Here is a 20,696-nt window from a genome sequence, read left to right on the forward strand (position 1 = left end):
TAGGAGGGCATAGAAATGGCGATTACACCATTAACAACGGCTGAGGCAGTTAAAAATACAGCACCAGACCTAACAAATTCTATGTCAGATGATACGCTTAAAATGTTAATCCAAGATGCAACGTCTCAGGTGTTGAGTGATCAATTTCCAGAGCATGTACAGGCAGGCGGTCAAGAATTGCCTATCAGAGAAGAAGCAGCACGTTACTTTACATTGCATTTGTGCTCAATGGATAGTAAGTCAGCTCAAGGTATTCAGGCAGAACAGGTTGACGTAATAAAGCGACAATACTTTTCTAAAAATATTCAAGGGCAAAGGTGGATTGATAGCTCAATTTGGGGGCGTAGATATAAACGATTACTTGATCAATATGGTCAGGTTGATGACATATCATGGATAGTAGCGGAGCATTAAAATGGAACATTATAATAACTGGCCTAGGGTCATCAGGCAGCTTGAATCTTTAAACAAGCATGCAGTGGCAATAGGCTTTTTTGGTGAAAAAAATTCTCAGTTGCTAACAATTGTTAGAGCTAACGAATACGGTGCGCATATTGTACCTAAGAAAGGGCAATGGCTGACGATACCAACTGAGAACGTTCCAATAGGTTCAGATGGTGCTCCTAAGTCTGCAAAAGAGATACCGGGGCTATTTAAGCCAAAAGGTAAGAACGTCTTAGCTTTTTCTAATAATGATGGTACTCTGACAGTCATGTACTACTTAGTGAAAGAAGTAAACATCCCTAGTCGACCGTTTATTCGGTTAGCTCTAATTGAAAATACTGAAAAATATAAACATATGATTGAGCAAGGTATTGAAGATATTACCTTTAATGGCAGTAATGCTATAAAGGTACTTACCAAGCTTGGTGTTACTGCGGTTGCTGATATCAGAAAATCAAGTATTACGCTTAGCAAGCCAGCTAATGCGCCAGCTACGATAGCACGTAAGAAGAGTTCAAATCCACTTGTTGATACAGGTAATCTTCAGCGGAGCATCACTTATAGAATCATCTAGGGAGGTGATCCAAGTGGGAATGTATATTCCAGTAAAAGAATTAATTAGAGATTTTGGTCATGATATCAAGGTTTGGGATGCAGACAAGTTTAAACCTAGCAAAAATATTGCAGGTATTCCGCAAAAAGTATTTCTTACAGCTGAAGAAGCTGAAGTTTTACATGAAGTGATATATCCATATTCAGAGAGGTCACAGCTTGCGACATACCTCACGGGTGGTAATCAGTTACAAATCGACCTGATATGGTTATCAACGCATAGATTTCCTAGGGATACTATTGTGGAAGTGGCTAATTTAAACCGTAAGTTTAAAGTTGTTGCAATTGCTAATTGGCAAGACTATTCAGATTTGATTGTCTATGAACTCAAGGGAGATGATCAGCATTAGTGAAGCAATTGTTCTTTCTGACCAACAGTTGTTGATTGAAATTTTAAGTAAAGTAACAGAACGGGCATGCAATACGCCTTTGATTGCTGCTGATTTAGCATCAGGACGTACGGAATACCCGTTTTTTACGTTTAGTATCATTCAGGCTGATCAAGAAATAACGTCAGATTGGATTAACAAACACAGAATTTATAATTGCTACATCCAAGTTGACGCACATGCTGACGATTTCTGGCAAGCCTGCAACTTATCGCAAAAATTATTTGAAGCGTTGAATGACCCTGGTTATCGACGCTTTTTTAGTCAGTGTGATATTGTACCTGGTCAACTTAGTAATTCGGCAAGTCGTAGTGTGCTTGAAGGTGTCAATTACGACTATGATTTTGGCTTTGATGTGCTTTTTCAAGTTAGAGCGGGATATAAGTTCGATATTGACCAACTTAACTTTGATTACAGTGCTGAGACAAGCATTGAGAGCGTAAATATTAGTGATTTGATTGATAATCAATCGAATATTGAAGTAAATAAAGGAGATAAATAATGGCAGATGTTATTACTGCACCATTTGACCGTGTGTCAGATGTTAATGTTGTAGTCAACCTACAGTCACCGAGTCCAAAAATTGGTTTTGGCAACATATGTATTTTGACGGTTACTCCGGCAGCTGGGTCGGATGGTACCGGTGGTGGCGTGCCCAATGTGGCTACTGATAAAGACGGATTACTTTTGAGTAAGACTGATCCTGAAAGTCAGGCGGTCTATAAGGAGTATGGTAACTTTGATGCAATTGCGTTAGATTATCCAGAAACAACAGATATTTATAGAAAAGCGGCAAGCTATTTTGCACAAAAGAATCCGTCAGATAGACTTGCTGTTTTGTCTTATCCTGCAGGTAAGATTTTGCCAGCATTAAAAAATTTTTGGTTTAATAATTTTTATTTTGCTGTTTTTGATAAGCCTAATCCTGATGATGAAATTACGGCTTCAAATATTTTTGAAATTAACAAAAGTAAATTTTTAGTAACACAATCTGTTAAACCAACTGATTATGCTAGCTGGGAGGGCAATGATTATACTGTTAATCTTGTACATCCCATGAATGAAGCATTTGATACAGCATTTCTTGGCCGTTGTGCTAGTTCACTTGTAGGATCGATAAACTGGAAGTTTAAACAGCTGATTGGTATTACACCACAGGAATTAACTGCTAGTGAAAAGAAGGCGATTGACCAGCATCACGGCATTGTATATGTTGATATTGCTGATGTTGGTGAAACTAGCGCGGGTTGGACTTCATCTGGTCAATATATAGATCAATTGCATGGTGACATTTGGATTAAAGCGATGATTCAATACAATGTGCAAAAGTTACTTCAGAATAACGACAAGATTGCTTATGAACAAAGCGGAATCAACCTGATACAAAGTGTTGTCAATAATACACTTGAACAGGCATATCAACAAGGCATTATCTTAACTAATGAAGCTACTAAGCATGGTGATTACAGTGTTACTGCTTCAAGTAGGAATGTACAATCACTAGTTGACTTGTCTGCTCGTCGTTATGGTGGTATCCAGTTTACTTACCATCGTGCTGGTGCTATTGATAGTGTTACAATTACTGGCTTAATTAAATCAGATACAATTGCTGCTTAAAAGGAGGTATAAATAAAATGGTTAATGCAAATCATACTTCAGAAATGCGTACATATGATGCTGCCCAAATAACATTAGTAGTTGATGGTCAAGAGATGTATGGCTTTAAAGGCGGGACTGATTCGGTATCAGTAGCATACAGTTCTGATAAAGTAACTGCTGACCCTGATTCGATGGGAACAACTGTATTTTCAATTAATAATAAAAGTGATGGAACGATTACAGTAAACCTGAATCAACAATCACCGTGTTGCAAGAAACTAGGTGACATCTGTAATAGTAATAAGGTTGTTCCAGTTGATCTTAATGCTGGTACAGAGCATACATGGTCAGCTCAGGCTTATATTTCAAAACTACCAGACATGGGCTATGGCGATAATGCTGGTGTTAGAACTTTTGCAATTAAAGCTGCTGATTTACAAACTGAATATATTTAAGGAGAAAAATAATGGCTGATTCAAAAAACACAAAAATTACAAAAGAAATTGCTGAGACTAAGAAAAAGCAAGCTGAACAAGTAAAAACAAGTTTAATTGCTAATCGTGCTGGACAAACAGAAGAAGTAGTATTGGGTAAAGGTACAGGACATGAGTTATCCGTGACTCTACGTTATCCGGGTACCATTGCAGCTGCTGGAATTATTGATGGTTCTGTGAACCGCTTTGATAACTTTGTTTACAGTGCTGTAATTGAACAGGCAATTGATGCAGGTGTAATCGTATCGCCAGCAATTACTGACTTAACGTTCTTTGACACCCACCACGGATTCATTGACCTAGCTAACGCTATTATTTCCTTTCTTACAAAGCGGCTTAACTAGTCATAGGAATAAATTTGAAATTGAAAAGGAAGCAGATAAAATCGAGCTTCCTTTTTGGTTAATTATGCATGGTGTTCCGAAAGGGTTGGTTGAGGGAGCAACGACTGATCAACTGCTGGTATATGCAGAATTGGTTAATCGTGATTTGAAGGCAAATCGAAATATCATGGCTAATGCAGTAAATCTTGGTGCATGGGGAGGTGACAAGTAGTGGCTGGTGCAGTTAGACAAGAAGGATTTAATCTTCATGCAAAAGTTGACTATTCCGAAATTGTTAAAGCCAATGATGAAACAAACAAGTTTGTCGCTAAGATGCGTGAAGCTAACCAGCTACTACATAATCTTAAGTCGCCCAATAATCTTGATTCTGGTTTTAGAAAAGCTAGGGAAGCAGCAAATGCAGCGGCAGATTCTTTACATAAGTATGAAAGTGCAAGTAAAGCCGCAGGTAGTCAAGTTGCTAGCAGTATGCATGAAGCCCAGAATGCTATTATTGGGCTTGATGGTAAGATTTTATCAACTGGCAAATCAGCAGACAAACTAAAAAATAAAACTGAGAGTGCTGGCAACGATGCAAAGAAAGCTGGCGAAAAATCTAGTTTTATATTAGATAAGCTTGCTGCAAAACTTAATATCAACACTAATGATATTAAGAAAATGAATAATGAAGTGTCCAATTCAAGTGGACATTTTGGAAAAGTAAAAAGCGTATTAGGTAAAGTTGCCATTACAGCTGGTACTGTTACTGCTGCAGTGAGTGGAATTGCACTTGCTTTCGATCAAGCAGCTAAAGGCGGTTCAGCATTACAATCTACTTATTTGGGATTAGATGCAATGTTAGAAGCTAACGGGCAAAGCAAAAAGTCTGCAGCTTTTGATGTTAATAGGATTAAGGCTAGTTCTGAAGCTACTTCAAATAAATATGGTATTGATCAGAATACTATTGGTAGCCAAGCTGTTGAACTTTCTAAGCGTGGCTATAATGGTTCAGCTATCCTTGGCTCGAATACAATTTATGCTAAAGCTGCTGTAGCTGCTAAAGAAACTGGCCAGACACTAGAAGAATCGTATAGAGATGCAATTGATGCTGGTACGTCTGTCATGGAAGCTTATGGGTTAACACAAAAGGCGGGTAATAGTGCAGCTAAAATGGCTCGCTATACTAAGTCCACGATGAATAAGCTTACTTATGTGGCTAATGAGACAGTATCAAGTCTTAGTTCGTTAACAGAAGCTAACTCATATTTTGCTTCAACTGCTAAATCAAATAATCAGAGTATGGATACTGCACTGGCGCTTGAAGGTACACTTTCACAGGCTCATATTGAAGGCTCACGTGCAGGTACTAACTTAGTTGGTATAACATCTGTACTAAATAATCCAACAACGGATAGACAGCAGAATGCCCTTGCTAGATTAGGTTATACATATACCAAGCGTGTAAAACTTAGTCACGGTGAAATTAAACGTGATAAAAAGGGTAATATCCAATATACAAATGATTTTGCTGGTAATTTCGTAGATAAGAAAACGGGAAAGATGAAGCAGTTAACTGACATCTTTGCTGATTTTCAAAAGAGAGCTAAAGCACGACACCTTAGCTCTTCCGAAACAAATCAGATTTACTCTAATTTGTTTGGAAGACAAAATTCCAATGCAGCTATTGTATTAGCAAAGCATGGTTCTGAGGCACAAAAATTAGCTAAAAATACTGCTGATCCAAGTCAGACCAGTAAGGCTGTCGACAGTATGGCTAAAAAGAAATCTGAATCATACGATAATCAAATAGCAAGATTTAAAAATATTTGGAAAAACACTTCACAAGATTTGGTAATGAAAGTATTACCCAATGCAACAAAATTTTTACAGAGTGTAAACAGCTTTATGGAGAGTTCTAGTAAAGCACTCTCACATGTTCCTAAACCAATTCAGAATATCACAGGTGTTGTTGGTGGTCTTGTTGGTATGCAAGCTGCTACCAATCTTTTAGGAAAAGGCAGTAATTTTTTACTTGGTACTCACTTTAAAGGTGGAATAGTTGGCAGAATAGGCAAAAAGCTTATCGGTTCATTTAGTGAAAATGAAGATGGTAAGCGAATTTTTAATAAAGGTTATATTCCTAAATTATCAGGTTGGCTATTTGGCTCTAAAACTAAAAATGAAGCCGGAAAAGTTGTTAAAACTAAAGGTGCTATCCCAAGAGCATATAACGCTACTAAGAATGGCTTTAAGTGGACTGGACGTAAGATTGGCTCAGGCGCAAGTAAAGCTTGGTCTGGAACTAAAACTGGTGCTGGTAAGGCGGCAGATGGTATCAAGAGAGGCGCTAAATCTGCAACAACTTATATCAAAACTAAAGCATGGCCTGAAATTAAAGGTATTGTTTCAAACAATAATCTCTTTGGTCAAAATACATCAGGTAGGCTTACTGGTATGTTACAGTCTACTAAATCTGCTGATGGCTTTGACAATCTCACGACAGCTGGTAAAGTTGCTACAGGTGCAGCTACAGTAGGAGTTGCCGCAGACGCTGGTTTAAGTATCTATAAGGGAATCAAAGCAAAAGCCGGTTCTAAGGAACGCTATCAAAATATAGGAGCTGGTATAGGCTCAGGCATTGGTGGTGGGATTGGACTGTACTTTGGTGGTCCGCTAGGCGCTGCTTTAGGTTCACAACTTGGCAAGTTAGCTGGTAAATGGGGCGGACAAGCTGTTCACAGTTTTAAAAATGGTTGGAATGACAAAAAGCCGCCCAAAAAATTCTGGTCAATTGAAAATCTTGGTTGGTCTACACATGATACGGTCAAGAAAGTCAGTGATGGTGCTAAGTTAGCTATGGGTTCGTTTAAGAAAGGTTGGGATGCTAAAAAGCCACCTAAAAAGATATTCTCATTGCAATATTTAGGCTGGGCAACCAAACATGGAGGCTGGCCTGCAATTATAGGGGATGCTGCTGGAAGAGCAGCTAAGTCAGTACAAACTGGCTGGAACGCAAATAAGCCGCCTAAGAATTTCTGGAGTTTGGAAAACTTAGGATATTCTGCACATAATATGTGGAGTGGCTTTAAATCAAGCGTTGAGGGTGTAATCAAGTGGTTCAAGGATAAGTGGCAAGGCCTTGAATCATGGTTTAACAAAACACAACAGAACTTTAGTAACTTTGGCCACTCAATTGACTTCACAGATAAAAATTCCAATGTTCGTAAAGGTATAGGTTCATTCTTTGGCGCTCATGCTTTAGGTAGCCGTGGAGGTGCTAGTCACTATGCTTTAGTTGGCGAAGCTGGACCAGAGCTTGGCTATCGTATTAACGGCTCAAGTGCGCGTTTGCTTGGTGCCAATGGTCCAGAAGTTGTCAAAGTACACTCTGGAGAAAATATTTTGCCGGCAGCGCACACGGCCAAGGTTTTAAATGGTGGTCTTGGTTTTGGAACAGTTTTACCTGGTTATGCTAACGGTAAAGGCACAGTTACTAAATCTATAGCAACTACTTCTAAGAATGCCACTAATTTGCTCTCTACTTTAAGCAAGAAGAACAAGAGTATTTGGCAAGCAATTAGTTCTGATACTACAAGCCAAACTACTAAAACCCAGAAAGCAGCAGTTAAGAGTTATAAAACCATGAAAAATGGTGTTAATAGCACTATGACTGCTATGAAAAATTGTGTGGTTGATCTTGCTGAAGATACTTCTAAAGGTTTCGGTAAAGCACTTGGCAAGATGGACAATTATGCCCACTCGGCAATGAAAAATACCATTGTTCAGTTAAATAATGGTATTGGCGGTATCGATAAAACATTATCACAATTTGGTGGTAATACATCTGTTATCAATCCAATTAAGTTTGCCAGTGGTTCTAACGGACGTTTGGATCATGACCAATGGGCTGTGATTAACGATGCGTCCACTGGACCACGACAAGAAGCTGTTGTGCGAGACAATAAGTTATACATCCCTCGGGGTGACAATCGAATTATCCATGCACAAGCAGGTGATGAAATCTTGAATGGTAGTCAATTACAAGAATTGACAACTATGCAAGGACTGCCACACTTTGCCCAAGGGTCTGGTGTCAGTTATTCGCGCCTACGTGAAATAGCCAAAAATGGAGCCTCTAATCCGTCAAAGTCTTTTAGCGATAACTTTACCAGTCATGTAAAAGAGCAGGCACCTGACCTACAAAAAGGAACCACAGCGTTAGCTAAGAATTCGTCTACTAAGTATGGTGTGCCGTGGATGCAGGCGATTTGGAATGTCATTAAAGACAAATTCAGTGCTGGCAAAGGCGGTACTCGTGAACAGTTCTTAGATTATGCTGAAGAACATTACTCTGGCAAACCATATCAAATGGGTGCAACGGGTTCAAGTGACTACGATTGTTCAGGAATGATCAGTTCAGCATTAGCTCACTTTGGTGTCAATATTGGGCGTACTACGGTAGCTATGCAAAATAGTTCTGGTGTTCAGTACCTTGGAAAAGATTTGTCTAAGACTACTGCTGGCGACATTGTTATCTTTGGTCATGGCACTGGAGCTGCAGGTCATGTTGGAATTATCAAGAATCCGGTAACGGGTTCAATGTTTAACGAAACACCGCCTCGTGCACGTGTTACATCAATTGCTGACGATAAAGGTATGGGGTATGGTTATTACAGAGTTAAAGGACTGCATAATGCAGCTACTAAACATGCTGATAGTCGACTAGAAAAGCTAGCTAAACGTGAATTAGGTAGCAAGGCACTTTCATGGATTAGCAAAAATCTTGGTGAAGATAGTTTACTAGGAAGTTTTGCAATTGGTGGGGATGTTGCTGATAGGGCAAGAGCATTGGCTAAGGCTTTTAAGTCGGCTGATCCGAGTGCCACCAAGACTGGAATTGCGGCTATTATCGGTAACTGGAGCTTTGAATCTGGTCTTAATCCCGATATCACTAACTCAATTGGCGCTACTGGTTTAGGTCAGTGGCTAGGTGGCCGTGCAGCAAACTTGAAGAAGTATGCTAAGAAGCATGGTCAATCTTGGAAGAGTGCAGCTGCACAACTTAACTTTGCTTTGCACGGTGATGGGTCTGACTCATCAACTTTGCGTGGTATTCTTGAGGGTAAAGGCTCAGTTAGTTCACTTGCTGCTAAGTTCTCCAGTGAATGGGAACGTGGTGGTTATACTGCACAACACGTTGCTGGTGCACAAAATGTTGCAAAAATTCTGGGTTACGCTAATGGTGGTGACCCTGCTGTCGGTAAAGTCGTCAAAGTTGGCGAACATGGTCCAGAATATGCGCAATTCAAAGAGCCAGTACATGTCTACAGTAATAGTGAATCTAAACAATTTGATGAACCTAAACTAATTAAACCTAAGCAACAAGCTCAAGCACCAGTAATTAATATCAACTTCAATGCACCGATTTATGCAGCTGATAAAGCTGGCATTAAAGCGATGATGAAGAAAGCAGCTGAAGAAGCTGTCAATGCCATGATAGAGAAGATTGCTGATGAGTTCGGACTTGACCTGTCAGTCTTTTAAGGAGAGATGCATATGGTAGCAGTAACTGCTCGAAAGCAGACGAAAAGTAAAACTAAAAAAGCCCTAACTGTTAAGCAGTGTAAGGATTTAGTTAAGAAAGATAAGAATAAGTATACTAATGCAAAAAGTAAAACTAACAAATACTCGCGGCTCGCCAAAGAGTCGTCTGACTCGGTTAAAAAAAGTAAGTACATCAAGCTTAATAAAAAATGGTTAGAAGTAGTCAAATCTACTAAAAAGAAGATGTCTCGTGATCAGAAAAAGTTAAAAGTTGCTAAAGCTAAAGAAAAAATAGGTATTTTAGCAAGCAGGCAAGCTAATTTGCAAGGAATTGCTGATCAGGTTGAAGAACATCCTACACTTGGCAAAAATGAAGGTAATGCGGCAATTTATCGTAGTGATGGGAATTCTACTGAAGTTATCTTTATCTCACCTGTAGGTGGTGAAAATGAAGACAATGCAACTGATTTGACTACGTGGGCAGTTGATAAGGGAGCACCACGTAAAGATTATGCGCGTACTTCAAGCAAGACAATTACAATTACTGGTTTGATTACTGGTGATACTTCGCAAGAAGCAGAAAATAAGTACGCTAAACTGGAAGCGTGGAAAATGCATCACTACGAATTGACATATAAAGGCCGCATTTACTATCAGCACTTGATTTTGACAGGGCTTAATCGTAGTTATGACGGTTACCGCGATAACATCAAGTGCAATTTAACTTTTCAGTTTGCTTATGCGGCTAAAGTCACGACTAGCACCAATAAAAAGAGCAAAAAGAAAACTTCTAAGTCGAGTAAGACAACAAGAGGCAGTCGTAATAAAAAGTACGCGGCAATTACACTTAAACCAGGTAATACACTCTGGGGATTGTCGCAAAAATACGGCAAATCAGTAGCTTGGTTGCAAAAAGTAAATCATATTAAAGGGACAACGATCTATACAGGTAAAAAGCTGCGGGTGTCGTAAGTTCCTTTTTTAGTAGGGAGATGAAGATTAATGCGGCAATATGTACCAATTGATACTGACAATTTGCCAGATATTTTTGATATTACGTTGGCAGGCGACCTTTATGTATTTCGGGTGGACTATAACTCAGTGGCTGACTTTTATACGGCCACTATTCAAAAAGATGGGCGCACGATAGTTACGCAGGAACCACTTGTTCTTGGGCAACTGGTAGCAATTGACATCCCTGATCCCGATTTACCAACAGTTGATTTACGCGTTATTGATGAAACTGGTCAAGCTAAGGATGCCGGTGAACAAAATTTTGGTGATTTAGTACAAATTTATCTTGATGTGGTTGATCCAAACGGTTCAGAAACCGCCGATCCAACTATTACACCGTTTGGCTATGATCCAGATGAAGATAGTGATGATGAAACTGATGATGAGGTGGCGATTTAATGACCGTGATAACTGAAAACCCACATGCGTGGTTTAAAGTTGTTAATGATGCAGGAAATGAGCTAGAAGTTGAAAATAACGAAACACCGGAACATAACTATCCGTTTGCGTTTGAAGCAAATTTCTCTGATACGGCAAGCCCGCCAGTTAATACAGTTACCTTGTATAACATGTCTAAAGGACACCGCAACTTCTATCAAAAGAAGCAGAAGTGTTACTTGTACTTTAACTGGGGCGATGAAAAGAAGCTGATTAGTGAGGGGTATATCTCAAAGATTGCTAGTAATCAGTCAGATGGTGTAACCGAATCTTTAACCTTAACTTTTACCGAAGGCACAGACTATAAAAACGTTGAAGCACGTAAGTTGAAGGTTAAGAAAGACAAAAAGGTTAATCACTATAAGACAATCAAACAAATGGTGCCTGGAAAGTACGTTAATAAAAGGGTACATTACTACACTACTGAAAATGGTAAACGTGTTGGTCACTATAAAACTGAGCGCGTTTACCAAAAAGCTACTGTTAAGAAGAAACGCATTAAAACGCGGATAACCAAAACTTTTTTAACGAACAAAACTTTTAAAAAAGGTAAGAGCTACAAATTTATTATTAAGGCCATAGCAAAACAAGCGGGCATTAAAATTTCCAAGATTGAATTAGCTAAGAACCCGACAATGAAAAAAGCGTACACGGCTAAAGGTAAGCCGCTGACTTTGTTGAAGGCGTTAGTTAAAAAATGTGATTCAAAGATGACGTATGTCCGCGGCAAACTTGAAGTTGTTGACCCTAAGAAAAAGAAGCGTAGCTGGGTAGTCATTGATGATGATAGCTTGATGAATCCACCGACAATGAATGATGACAGTGATGGTAAGAGCAATACATGGGAAATTACCACGCCGCTTTTGCCTGATGTTACTGTCAATGTTGGTATCAAGATGGAATCAAAATATTTTAAGGGGAAATTTTATGTGGCTGCTGGTCAGCATTCTAGCGATGGTACTAGACCACAAACACAAATGTCACTTAAGAAAGTTTCATAGGAGAAATTTAATGAGTCAAAAGAGATTACAAAGTAGTTGGTATGAAGCTTTTCAAAAAATCATTTATGGCATTGTAGCAAGTATTGATTGTTCTTATCTTGCAGTTGTAACTAGGTATGATGATGAAAAACATGTTGCTGATATCCTACCGTTAATGAACACTTCGTATGGGGAATCTTCAGCACAATTCTTGGAAGTACCAATGCTAGAGAATTGCTACAGGTTTGATGACTGGCTAAAGAAAGTTAAACCCGACTTTGAAGCCATCGATGCTAAAATTGATACTAAATTAGCAAAATCGGCACCTAAGAAGCCTAAAATGAAAAAAGGAGCAGTTGTGCTAGTTGTTTGCTTAGATGGCAATACGGACAACTGGGACGGCACAGGAGTAACTTTTACGCCGGAAACGAATCGACAGCATGATGCCAACGATTCAATAATTGTGGGGGTAATATAGTGGCAATAGACTTAATGGTTGATGATAATGGTGATTTAGTAATTGATCCAGATACGCATGATTTGGCATTAGTAACTGATGCTGATGAACTTGCACAGCGTATTAGAGCAACACTTGATATTCGCTTTGGAGAGATGCCCAATCTTGATCCAACAATAGGTGCAGATTATAGGAATTTTTTAGGTAAAAACTTAAATGAAGCTGCTGCTGCAGCAGACATGCAAGCAGCAATTACAGCAGCAGTTCCAGAGGTAACTAGTGTTAATGATATTAAATTTAAAAAAATGTCTAATCGTAGACTAGCAGTGACGTTTTGGGTATCGTACGAAGATCCAGATAAGATAGAGCATAAGCTGAAAGGAGATTATACAATTGACTACTAATCAATATGGGTTAACTGCTACAGGTTTTCGTGTACCAACTTATGATGAGTGGGTTGATATACTCGAGAATGATTTTCAAATGCGATTTGGCACAGATATTACATTAACTAGTAATTCAAATTTTGGCATTATTATCAGAATTATGGCTTGGCGCTTAACTGAACAAAGCCAAGAAGCGCAGATGGTTTATTATGCTGCCTATGTATCAACGGCAACTGATACGGCGCTAGACCGCATTGGTGCGAATATGAGTATCACACGGAAAGTTGCCACACCAGCAATGGGTGAGATTCAAATTACAACTGAAGAAGAATATCTAATTCAAGCTGGAGAACAATTTGAAACTGAAGATGGTATTGTCTTTAATCTGATCAATGATACAGTTACAGTTAAGCAAGCAGATAATACTTGGCAAGCGACAGGGATAGTTCAAGCTGATGAAACAGGTAGCTTTAGCAATGTTATGGCAGGAACAGTTACGGTTGTAAGCAATCCTGACGATAATATTGATACAGTTATTAACCCGCAGGCAATGCATGGCGGACAAGATGATGAAACCGATGAAGAATATCGCCGGCGAATTATAATTGAGTCGTCTGCTAATCCTAGTGCTACAGTTAATGGCATTAAGTCTGCTTTACTTAACGTTTCAGGTGTTCGTGGAGTTGGCTTTGTTGAAAACCCAAAAGGACAAACAGACAGCTACGGTAACCCACCGTATTCAGTCCATATCTATACTTTAGGTGGCGCTAAACAAGATATAGCAAATACTCTTGTAAAATATGAAGGCTATGGACCAGTTTTTGTTGGCAGTGAGTCAGTAATTGCAGAAGATATGACAGGTGATAAGCGTGAATATCACTGGGACTATGCTACCGAAATTCCTATTTATGTACATATTAGTCTTAGCGTAAATGCCAATTTTAATAGTGACGATGATGTGGCAGCTATCAAAGAGGATGTTATTAACTACATCAATTCGCTTGAAATGGGCAACACGGTAATCGTGACTAAGATGTACCCAAGTGTATATAGCCTTGATGGTATTGATGAAGCGACAATTACGATTGGTAAAAATGGTGAAAATTTGTCTAGTAGCGATATAACAACAACACCACTTGAAGCACCAAAATGTAGCGTAGAAAATGTTGAGGTGATAGTTAATGGCATATAGCACAACAGATCAACTTATGGCTGAAATATCAGATCACTGGCCTAAAAATCATGAATCGAACTTTTATAAGTTATTAGATATTTTCAATTCGCATGAAGAAGCTTTAAGTGACCTAACAGAAAAAATTGCTGATTGGCGCATGATTGATAAGGCAGAAGGCTCAACACTTGACTTAGTAGGTCAACAATATGGTGTGTCCAGAATTGATAGTGATGATGGCTTTTATCGTTTTATGATTAAAATGAAGCAGCTTACGGCAAAATCAAATGGAACAGTTGATGACATTGCACGCACTGTCGCCTTGTCACTTGATATTGATATTAAAAAAATTCGTGTTGAAAGAACTGATCACAAGTATCATATTAAAGTCAGTGGTATTGCATTTGAATATGCTGATGATACAAGAAAAACTAAAGTGATGCTGACAAGATTGAAAGAAGCAATCATGTTAGGAACGTGGCTTGACAATATTGAATTTGAAATATATACAAAAACACCAATTCTACATGTGGGAGCTGGTGTTTTTTATTCGGAATTTCAGCAACTTAAAATTAAGGAGATGATGATTTGAAACAATTTAAAGACTCAACAGTAACTTCGGTAGGACAAAGCTTGATTAGTTCAGTTAATGAAGGCCGTGACAAGATGATTTACACGCGAGCAGTACTATCTACACAAGATATTAATAGTCTAACAGATGAACAATTAACTGGTTTAACTGAGTTAACTGATCAGCGACAATCTAGTCCAATTACCATTATTGATAAAAATACTAATACAATTAATATTGGTGTTGATTTTAAAAATAATAATGTCACATCTGACTATCAGTTTAATTCTGTAGGTTGGTACGCTAAGGGAACGCAAGATAATCCCAACGAGATTTTGTTTGCAGTTACACCATCAGTTGGAACTCAAACTATGCCTGCTGGTGCTCATAATGCTGCAACAGCATCAATCAGACTTAATCTGTATATTGCGTTGGATTATAATACGCAAGTGCAAGCAAATCCAACAACTTCTGGAGCAATTAATGGTAATGATTTGCAAGCTGGGTTAAATGGTTTGCTCAGTAAAGGACTGATTTATACAGGGAATGAAATTGTTAATAATGACGATGTTAATAATTATCACAATACAGCGATTATTAACATTAACGGTCAGACTGTAGATAATATGCCAGATGGTTTTAGCGGACATGGTTACTTGATTACTGTAGGTTCAAATGATACGCAAAAAGATGGTTGTCATCTGATCTATGATAGTTATAGCAATCATATTTATGTTTCCCAGTTTAATGGTGATAGTAATAATTGGAGCACATGGCAAAGGCTGGCGAACAAGAAGGAACTTGATGACGTAATTAACGATATTAACGAAAAATTAGATCAAGCTGGGAAACTTAAAAAGATTAGCGTTAACGGTGATACGCCAGTTGAACCTGACGAAACGGGGGTAGCTCACGTAAATATCCCACAACCTGATTTATCGGGATTCGTTAAAAAGGTAAATAACCATATACCTGATCAATCTGGTAATGTTGATTTAACAGATCAATTTGCCCAAAAAGCAGATTTAGGTGGTTTAACGGAATCGATTGCAGGTAAAGTTGGTGCAGTAAATGGTGTAAAGCCAGATGGTAGTGGCAACGTATCGGTTCCAACTTATGCCGCCAACCTTTTAAAAGGTACCAGTGAACAAACCCGAGATATACCACCAAATACCTCAACTGATGTTATCCATCTAACCACTTTTAGCAACACTAAGTATACAGTTGCCGTTGATATAGACTATGGCAATTGTCCATCTGGTACAGCTGGGTGTAAGTTGCAAGTAAATAACCGTGGAATACTAGTAGACAGTGAAACAATTGCAGAGGGCACTAAGGGCAGAGTAAGCATTACCTTTACAACACTGCCCAACTGCCCTTGGGTGAAAATTCTACTCACTAGCAACTCTAGCTACACAGGGAAATATAGCTGTCTTAAAGCTAGTCAATGGCAAGACAACAACACGCCACCAGATATGACATGGCTGCCAAGTCCAGATGATACTGGTGGAGTTAAGACAATAGATGGATATAGACCGGACTCAAATGGAAATATAACTCTAAATGGCACATATGAAACCACCGGTGACGTTACTAGAAAATTAAAAAGTAAATTAAGCACTTTAGATCAACCAGACTTCGTTATTTCCACCAATGAGACACTTGATGTTGACAAAGTCGCTTCGGGTGTTTTTGTATTAAATGGTTGCTCATTAATATCTAGTAACAACGGGAGTGACACTTTTGTAAACGTAAATTTGTCAACATATAATTACGGCTGGCTAATAGTAAGCAATTATAATGGTGCCATGCTAGAGCGACTTATTCTTACAGGAACATTTAATGATGTTATAGGCGTATACATTAGAGGATTTAATGCAAAAAATTATTTTAATAACAGCTTTAAGCAGATTTTAAAATAAAAAGAATAAAAAGGAGAACAGACTAAAATGACCGAAAATAATACCAACAACACATTCAAACAAGTCTACAAGTCAACGGGAGAAGTACCATTTGAAATCTGGTTCGCACCCAAAGAAGCTGAAGTGAAATATCCATTTACTGAAATAGCACCAGAACCAAGCATTAAGGCACCTATCTTTATTTGGGAAGGGCAAAAATGGGTAGAAAACACAGAGGTAAGCCAAGCGGCACAATTAAACGACTTGAAGCAAACCGTCACACAAATCAAAAATGCTAACAGTAATAATGCCACTAATTTGAGCGACCTCGCCAAAAACCAGGCAAAACTGTTACAAATGTTAACCCCTAAAATTGTTGGTAAGCCAGCAGCACCATCTGCAACTACCACACCAACAACGCCACAAGTACCAACTGACGGAGGTAATAAATAATGGACACACACGAAATTATGTTTAATTTGATAAAGTTTTATTATAATTTTGGCTGTTATACCAATAATAATGTGGCTTACTTTGTTGGCTATAATGCTATTACAGCTGACGATTACAAGGCAATCACAGGTGACGACTATGTGGCTAGTCCAGTGGTATAAGCAGAAAGGGATGATATTGGCAAGTGATACATTTTATCAACCTCGATTGGGAGTACGTGTTCGACTTTCTGGCATCTGTGGGATTCTTTGGCTGGATTGCCCAATTAATCAAAAATTATTACACCAATCACCAACAGAGAAAGAAGTTGGAAGATCAACTACCACAAATCATTGACGCCATTCATGAGATTCAAGGGACGGTCGACCAGCTTAAAAAAGGAGAAACAGAAGATTTACACGTTGAATTAGACGAACTAGCCCACCAGATTGAAGAACAGGGCTACCAGACAGAGCAACAGTACAATCGACTAACGCAGATTTACAACACGTACCACACACTGGGTGGTAACGGTTCTGGAACTAAGCTCTATGAACAGGTTTCAAAACTACCGATTAAGCAAAAGGAGAATTAAAACATGACAAAATTAATCTTTGACTCTGTTTACGCAGGGTTATTTTTATTGGCAATTTTTACTGGTTTATATGCTAGTAAGCATGCAACGAAAAACAAGGCACTACTCTTCATAGAGGACTTAGCTGCAGCCTTTGTTAGACAAGCTGAAACCACTGACTTAGACGGACAAACAAAAATGGATAATGTTATTTCAGGTGTTGAAGATGCCTTAGTGAGTCATGGTATAAAAGTGGATGCCACACTTGAAGCTGTAATCAGAGCGTTTGCTGAAAAAGAAGTAGCAAAGATGAATACAGAAAAAAAGGAGGATGCCAAAGTTGAAGATAAACAACAAGTACAATCTGGCAAGTAACGAAGGTAGTAGCCAGTTAGCCACACCTAGATTTATTATTGCCCACTCAACAGCTACACCAAATGGCGAGGCGTGGGCGATTGCGCACAATATGAAGACAGGTATCAATGTAAGCCAGACTTATGTTCACTTAGTTATTGATGATAAAAGCATATATCAAGTGGGAGAGCTTGGCTATGTAGCATGGGGTGCTGGTAGTCCAGCTAATAGTTTGGCACCAGTACAAATTGAGTTGTGTGAGTTTAGCAATCACAGAAGAGCCCTAAAAGCCTACAAACACTATGTAAATTGGCTCAGATGGTCAGCTAAAAAGTATGGCATACCATTAGCTCTAGACACTAACTCATATCGTGGCATTAAGACACACTCATGGCTTGTACAGCACGGCTACAGTAATACCGACCACGTTGACCCATGGCAATACCTGCCTAAAATTGGTGTATCAAAGGCCAAGTTTGCTAAAGACTTAACTAAAGGTTTTTCTGGCACTAACATTGCATTAACTAAATAAACTAAAAAGAGGACCGTCTATAGAGTATAATTGCTCTATAGACGGTTTTTTTAGTTGAATTAATTAATATCTGTTAAAATTACATAGGATTAAGATTACCTAGAAAAGATGGATAAATAAAATGGTATTAGCTTTAACGGATAAACAAGCTCAAGATTTAATTAATTTGGCCAAAGTTATTCTTAAAAAATGTGACATTAATCTTGATACCTCACCAGTTGGTAAGATATTGATTAGTTCCAAGAGTGGTAAGCATAAATTTAATCTGTATTATAGATATAAATTGAATGATATTCATTTAAATTTTACTGATGATAAAACTAAATTGACATTAGTAAGAATAAATTTGGACACTAAGTTTCATAAAAATGCTGATAAAGAAATAATAAGGGGAAATAGAGTAGAGTTATTTTCTGAAAAGGAATATAATCAAAAAAATGATGGATTTACTTATTGGAAAGCATATAAGCTTCCATATAAAAGTTTTAAGAAAACAGATGACTTTAGTGACGCTCTAAATAGTCTATTAACTTATGCTAATGTCGTAAAAAGTAATAAAGTTAATGTTTATTTTAATCTTATTAAAGTTCTGTAATTTTGTAGAGAAGGGAGTATAAAAATGACAACAAAAGCAACTGATACAATAGATGTAGATGTGATAGCTAGTGAATGGCTTAAATTTGTTAGTAATGAAAACAAATTTAGACTAATAGATAATAGTCATGTTAATGTAGATACCCCAATTACAGACCCTTTTGGAGATAGTATATCTTTAATGATAAGTAGAGACGGAAATTATTATAAGGTTACTGATCAGGGGTATACTATTTGGAATTTAACAGTAAGAAACATAAATGTTAAAAGTAAAAACTCTAAAAGAAATCAGATATTAAATTCAATTGTGGAATTTGAAAATGTGAAACTTTCTTCTGATGATAATGAAATATTTCAAATAGGAACTGATAAAAATATACCTCAAATGTTAAATGACGTTACTCAAGCAGTATTGAAAGTATCTAATTTAGCATTCTCTAATGTAACTAATACGCAGAAAATATTTATAGATGATGTCAATGAATATTTCAAGTCTAATAAAAGTTTTAAGTATCTAGCTGATTTAAAAATGAGTGGGAAATCTAATTTAACTTATGATATTGATTTTTTATTTAATCATAAAAACGGTAAAAGTGATATAGCACAAGTAGTAGACTCTCTTTCAAAAGGGTTGGTTGAGAAAACGATAGGAATTTATTTTGATACAGAGAAGTTTAGGGATAAGAACAAAAACGCATCATATTCCCTTATTGTACCAAATCTAAAAACTGATAATGATTTTAATTTAGCTGATAGTCTTAGGAGTCATGATATTCCAGTAATGGACTTTACTAGGAAAGATAAACTGAAAAAGAAATATGGTTTTGCAGCATAAAATAATTTTTGTAAAATGCTTATATATCAGTTTTTAAGCTTACGAATTGAGTAAAGTCTATCTTTTTACTAAAATGATATATTTTGTCATGTTTCAACAAATAAATAAGCTAAATAAGCCACTCTGGAGTTAATACTCTGGGGTGGCTTATTTATAAGTATAATAATATAATTATTTGGTACAGTTTTAGCAAGGAGGAAAGAAATGAAAATAAAGAAATATATAATTGCAATTGTGTTAATTGCGACTATGGGAGTAAGTACAGTCTGCACAATTAATAATGCCAAAATTGTTGATGCAAAGATTAATACTGCAGTTTTTCCGAAAAAAATACGGGGTACATGGTATAGTGGAAATGGTAATAAAACTGTTATTACTCCTAAGAAATATATATCTTATGATGGTGGTCACAAATATGTAAGTTATTTACATGTCAGACATAACAATTCTAAGATGTCTAATAAAACACAAAATTGGATTTATTTTTTTGATCGTGGACAAGTCAATGGTAGAAGATGGATTACTATAAAAGGTTGGAATGCAATGATGGGCTTTGGAACACATTACAATGTTTCGAAACTTAATGGTCATTATGTATTAACTACTGCAATAGGAGAACCAATTAGTGGTTCAAGCCATTCGTACAAATCATTAAAACTTGCAAGACAATTAAAGAATCAGCGTTATTTAGGTTTTAAATACTGATAATTCAAGCGCACAATAATAAAATTAAACGCCACTCAGATTAGATTCTGGGTGGCTTTTTTTATGCAAAAAATAATTTATATTCGATAATATATCATAAAGCCTGATACATCAACGTTTCAAATAAAAATATTTATTTGATTTTATGCAAAAAAATTAAATGCAAGAAAAAACAAATAAAAAAGCCACTCTTTACAGAGTGGCTTTTATGTTAGCCAAAATGTTAGCCAACTTTTTTGTTTTTTAAGTTTTCTAAAGGCTTCTTGGAACTAAAAAATCCTTTAGATAAGCATTTTTATTTTCTAAGGTTTTCTAAAATATATATTAAATAGACCACCGGGGTCATT

General features: G+C 37.3%; 25 protein-coding genes. All 25 read left to right on the forward strand.

The genetic code is table 11. The annotated features are described in order from the left end of the window. Positions 1-15: 15 nt before the first annotated feature. The 25 genes from BM203_RS07545 (at position 16) to BM203_RS07660 (ending at position 20,349) form a co-directional block, all read left to right on the forward strand. Positions 16-414: a DUF4054 domain-containing protein gene (locus tag BM203_RS07545; protein ID WP_090094017.1), complete on the forward strand. Its 399-nt coding sequence runs from the start codon at positions 16-18 to the stop codon at positions 412-414. Between the two features lies 1 nt (position 415). Further along, positions 416-1,018 (forward strand): phage virion morphogenesis protein, encoded by a 603-nt coding sequence (locus BM203_RS07550; protein ID WP_090094018.1) that lies wholly within the window; start codon positions 416-418, stop codon positions 1,016-1,018. Between the two features lie 13 nt (positions 1,019-1,031). Continuing rightward, positions 1,032-1,406 (forward strand): hypothetical protein, encoded by a 375-nt coding sequence (locus BM203_RS07555; protein WP_090094019.1) that lies wholly within the window; start codon positions 1,032-1,034, stop codon positions 1,404-1,406. Then, positions 1,393-1,947, forward strand: coding sequence for a phage neck terminator protein (locus BM203_RS07560; protein WP_090094020.1), 555 nt, complete (start codon positions 1,393-1,395; stop codon positions 1,945-1,947). The genes BM203_RS07555 and BM203_RS07560 overlap by 14 nt, the downstream gene beginning before the upstream one ends. Next, on the forward strand, positions 1,947-3,062 hold the full coding sequence (locus tag BM203_RS07565) for a DUF3383 family protein (protein ID WP_090094021.1): 1,116 nt from the start codon (positions 1,947-1,949) through the stop codon (positions 3,060-3,062). Before BM203_RS07560 ends, BM203_RS07565 begins: the two co-directional genes overlap by 1 nt. Before the next feature lie 17 nt (positions 3,063-3,079). Continuing rightward, complete coding sequence (locus tag BM203_RS07570; RefSeq protein ID WP_090094022.1) at positions 3,080-3,499, forward strand: hypothetical protein; 420 nt, start codon at positions 3,080-3,082, stop codon at positions 3,497-3,499. Between the two features lie 11 nt (positions 3,500-3,510). Further along, positions 3,511-3,882 carry a hypothetical protein gene (locus BM203_RS07575; RefSeq protein ID WP_090094023.1) on the forward strand — a complete coding sequence of 124 codons (372 nt, stop codon included), beginning with the start codon at positions 3,511-3,513 and terminating at the stop codon, positions 3,880-3,882. Positions 3,883-3,946: 64 nt separating this feature from the next. Beyond that, entirely contained in the window at positions 3,947-4,093 is a 147-nt protein-coding gene (locus BM203_RS08465) for a hypothetical protein (protein WP_159428300.1), read from the forward strand. Then, the gene (locus BM203_RS07580; RefSeq protein ID WP_090094025.1) at positions 4,093-9,405 is read left to right on the forward strand and encodes a phage tail tape measure protein; all 5,313 of its coding nucleotides are present in this window, start codon (positions 4,093-4,095) and stop codon (positions 9,403-9,405) included. Before BM203_RS08465 ends, BM203_RS07580 begins: the two co-directional genes overlap by 1 nt. A gap of 12 nt (positions 9,406-9,417) precedes the next feature. Next, entirely contained in the window at positions 9,418-10,377 is a 960-nt protein-coding gene (locus BM203_RS07585; protein WP_159428301.1) for a LysM peptidoglycan-binding domain-containing protein, read from the forward strand. Positions 10,378-10,407: 30 nt separating this feature from the next. Beyond that, the gene (locus BM203_RS07590) at positions 10,408-10,818 is read left to right on the forward strand and encodes a phage baseplate plug family protein (RefSeq protein WP_090094029.1); all 411 of its coding nucleotides are present in this window, start codon (positions 10,408-10,410) and stop codon (positions 10,816-10,818) included. Continuing rightward, complete coding sequence (locus BM203_RS07595; protein WP_090094031.1) at positions 10,818-11,858, forward strand: hypothetical protein; 1,041 nt, start codon at positions 10,818-10,820, stop codon at positions 11,856-11,858. The genes BM203_RS07590 and BM203_RS07595 overlap by 1 nt, the downstream gene beginning before the upstream one ends. Positions 11,859-11,868: 10 nt before the next feature. Then, positions 11,869-12,315: a hypothetical protein gene (locus tag BM203_RS07600; RefSeq protein ID WP_090094033.1), complete on the forward strand. Its 447-nt coding sequence runs from the start codon at positions 11,869-11,871 to the stop codon at positions 12,313-12,315. Further along, positions 12,315-12,698 (forward strand): contractile injection system sheath initiator, encoded by a 384-nt coding sequence (locus tag BM203_RS07605; protein ID WP_090094035.1) that lies wholly within the window; start codon positions 12,315-12,317, stop codon positions 12,696-12,698. Before BM203_RS07600 ends, BM203_RS07605 begins: the two co-directional genes overlap by 1 nt. Further along, on the forward strand, positions 12,688-13,872 hold the full coding sequence (locus BM203_RS07610; protein ID WP_228150096.1) for a baseplate J/gp47 family protein: 1,185 nt from the start codon (positions 12,688-12,690) through the stop codon (positions 13,870-13,872). The genes BM203_RS07605 and BM203_RS07610 overlap by 11 nt, the downstream gene beginning before the upstream one ends. After that, complete coding sequence (locus BM203_RS07615) at positions 13,862-14,443, forward strand: hypothetical protein (RefSeq protein WP_090094037.1); 582 nt, start codon at positions 13,862-13,864, stop codon at positions 14,441-14,443. The genes BM203_RS07610 and BM203_RS07615 overlap by 11 nt, the downstream gene beginning before the upstream one ends. Continuing rightward, on the forward strand, positions 14,440-16,344 hold the full coding sequence (locus BM203_RS07620; RefSeq protein WP_090094039.1) for a hypothetical protein: 1,905 nt from the start codon (positions 14,440-14,442) through the stop codon (positions 16,342-16,344). Before BM203_RS07615 ends, BM203_RS07620 begins: the two co-directional genes overlap by 4 nt. 27 nt (positions 16,345-16,371) lie before the next feature. Next, on the forward strand, positions 16,372-16,776 hold the full coding sequence (locus tag BM203_RS07625; RefSeq protein WP_090094041.1) for a hypothetical protein: 405 nt from the start codon (positions 16,372-16,374) through the stop codon (positions 16,774-16,776). After that, positions 16,776-16,937 carry an XkdX family protein gene (locus BM203_RS07630; protein WP_090094043.1) on the forward strand — a complete coding sequence of 54 codons (162 nt, stop codon included), beginning with the start codon at positions 16,776-16,778 and terminating at the stop codon, positions 16,935-16,937. The genes BM203_RS07625 and BM203_RS07630 overlap by 1 nt, the downstream gene beginning before the upstream one ends. Before the next feature lie 56 nt (positions 16,938-16,993). Next, positions 16,994-17,350 (forward strand): hypothetical protein, encoded by a 357-nt coding sequence (locus BM203_RS07635; protein WP_133158286.1) that lies wholly within the window; start codon positions 16,994-16,996, stop codon positions 17,348-17,350. A 3-nt stretch (positions 17,351-17,353) separates the two neighbouring features. Beyond that, the gene (locus BM203_RS07640; protein ID WP_090094046.1) at positions 17,354-17,704 is read left to right on the forward strand and encodes a phage holin, LLH family; all 351 of its coding nucleotides are present in this window, start codon (positions 17,354-17,356) and stop codon (positions 17,702-17,704) included. Continuing rightward, on the forward strand, positions 17,670-18,215 hold the full coding sequence (locus BM203_RS07645; RefSeq protein WP_159428302.1) for a peptidoglycan recognition protein family protein: 546 nt from the start codon (positions 17,670-17,672) through the stop codon (positions 18,213-18,215). The genes BM203_RS07640 and BM203_RS07645 overlap by 35 nt, the downstream gene beginning before the upstream one ends. A gap of 121 nt (positions 18,216-18,336) precedes the next feature. Next, on the forward strand, positions 18,337-18,810 hold the full coding sequence (locus tag BM203_RS08535; RefSeq protein ID WP_205755868.1) for a DUF6978 family protein: 474 nt from the start codon (positions 18,337-18,339) through the stop codon (positions 18,808-18,810). 24 nt (positions 18,811-18,834) lie between these two features. Then, entirely contained in the window at positions 18,835-19,644 is an 810-nt protein-coding gene (locus tag BM203_RS07655) for a DUF1828 domain-containing protein (protein WP_090094050.1), read from the forward strand. A 204-nt stretch (positions 19,645-19,848) separates the two neighbouring features. Next, positions 19,849-20,349, forward strand: a complete 501-nt coding sequence (locus BM203_RS07660; RefSeq protein WP_090094052.1) for a hypothetical protein — start codon at positions 19,849-19,851, stop codon at positions 20,347-20,349. Positions 20,350-20,696: the final 347 nt, after the last annotated feature.

Origin of the sequence: Lactobacillus bombicola (genome assembly GCF_900112665.1) — a bacterium.
Lineage (GTDB): Bacteria > Bacillota > Bacilli > Lactobacillales > Lactobacillaceae > Lactobacillus > Lactobacillus bombicola.

Coding starts and splice junctions, on each gene's coding strand:
- BM203_RS07545 (WP_090094017.1), top strand. CDS start 16: ATGGCGATTACACCATTAACAACGGCTGAGGCAGTTAAAAATACAGCA.
- BM203_RS07550 (WP_090094018.1), top strand. CDS start 416: ATGGAACATTATAATAACTGGCCTAGGGTCATCAGGCAGCTTGAATCT.
- BM203_RS07560 (WP_090094020.1), top strand. CDS start 1,393: ATGATCAGCATTAGTGAAGCAATTGTTCTTTCTGACCAACAGTTGTTG.
- BM203_RS07565 (WP_090094021.1), top strand. CDS start 1,947: ATGGCAGATGTTATTACTGCACCATTTGACCGTGTGTCAGATGTTAAT.
- BM203_RS07570 (WP_090094022.1), top strand. CDS start 3,080: ATGGTTAATGCAAATCATACTTCAGAAATGCGTACATATGATGCTGCC.
- BM203_RS07575 (WP_090094023.1), top strand. CDS start 3,511: ATGGCTGATTCAAAAAACACAAAAATTACAAAAGAAATTGCTGAGACT.
- BM203_RS08465 (WP_159428300.1), top strand. CDS start 3,947: ATGCATGGTGTTCCGAAAGGGTTGGTTGAGGGAGCAACGACTGATCAA.
- BM203_RS07585 (WP_159428301.1), top strand. CDS start 9,418: ATGGTAGCAGTAACTGCTCGAAAGCAGACGAAAAGTAAAACTAAAAAA.
- BM203_RS07590 (WP_090094029.1), top strand. CDS start 10,408: ATGCGGCAATATGTACCAATTGATACTGACAATTTGCCAGATATTTTT.
- BM203_RS07595 (WP_090094031.1), top strand. CDS start 10,818: ATGACCGTGATAACTGAAAACCCACATGCGTGGTTTAAAGTTGTTAAT.
- BM203_RS07600 (WP_090094033.1), top strand. CDS start 11,869: ATGAGTCAAAAGAGATTACAAAGTAGTTGGTATGAAGCTTTTCAAAAA.
- BM203_RS07615 (WP_090094037.1), top strand. CDS start 13,862: ATGGCATATAGCACAACAGATCAACTTATGGCTGAAATATCAGATCAC.
- BM203_RS07625 (WP_090094041.1), top strand. CDS start 16,372: ATGACCGAAAATAATACCAACAACACATTCAAACAAGTCTACAAGTCA.
- BM203_RS07630 (WP_090094043.1), top strand. CDS start 16,776: ATGGACACACACGAAATTATGTTTAATTTGATAAAGTTTTATTATAAT.
- BM203_RS07640 (WP_090094046.1), top strand. CDS start 17,354: ATGACAAAATTAATCTTTGACTCTGTTTACGCAGGGTTATTTTTATTG.
- BM203_RS08535 (WP_205755868.1), top strand. CDS start 18,337: ATGGTATTAGCTTTAACGGATAAACAAGCTCAAGATTTAATTAATTTG.
- BM203_RS07655 (WP_090094050.1), top strand. CDS start 18,835: ATGACAACAAAAGCAACTGATACAATAGATGTAGATGTGATAGCTAGT.
- BM203_RS07660 (WP_090094052.1), top strand. CDS start 19,849: ATGAAAATAAAGAAATATATAATTGCAATTGTGTTAATTGCGACTATG.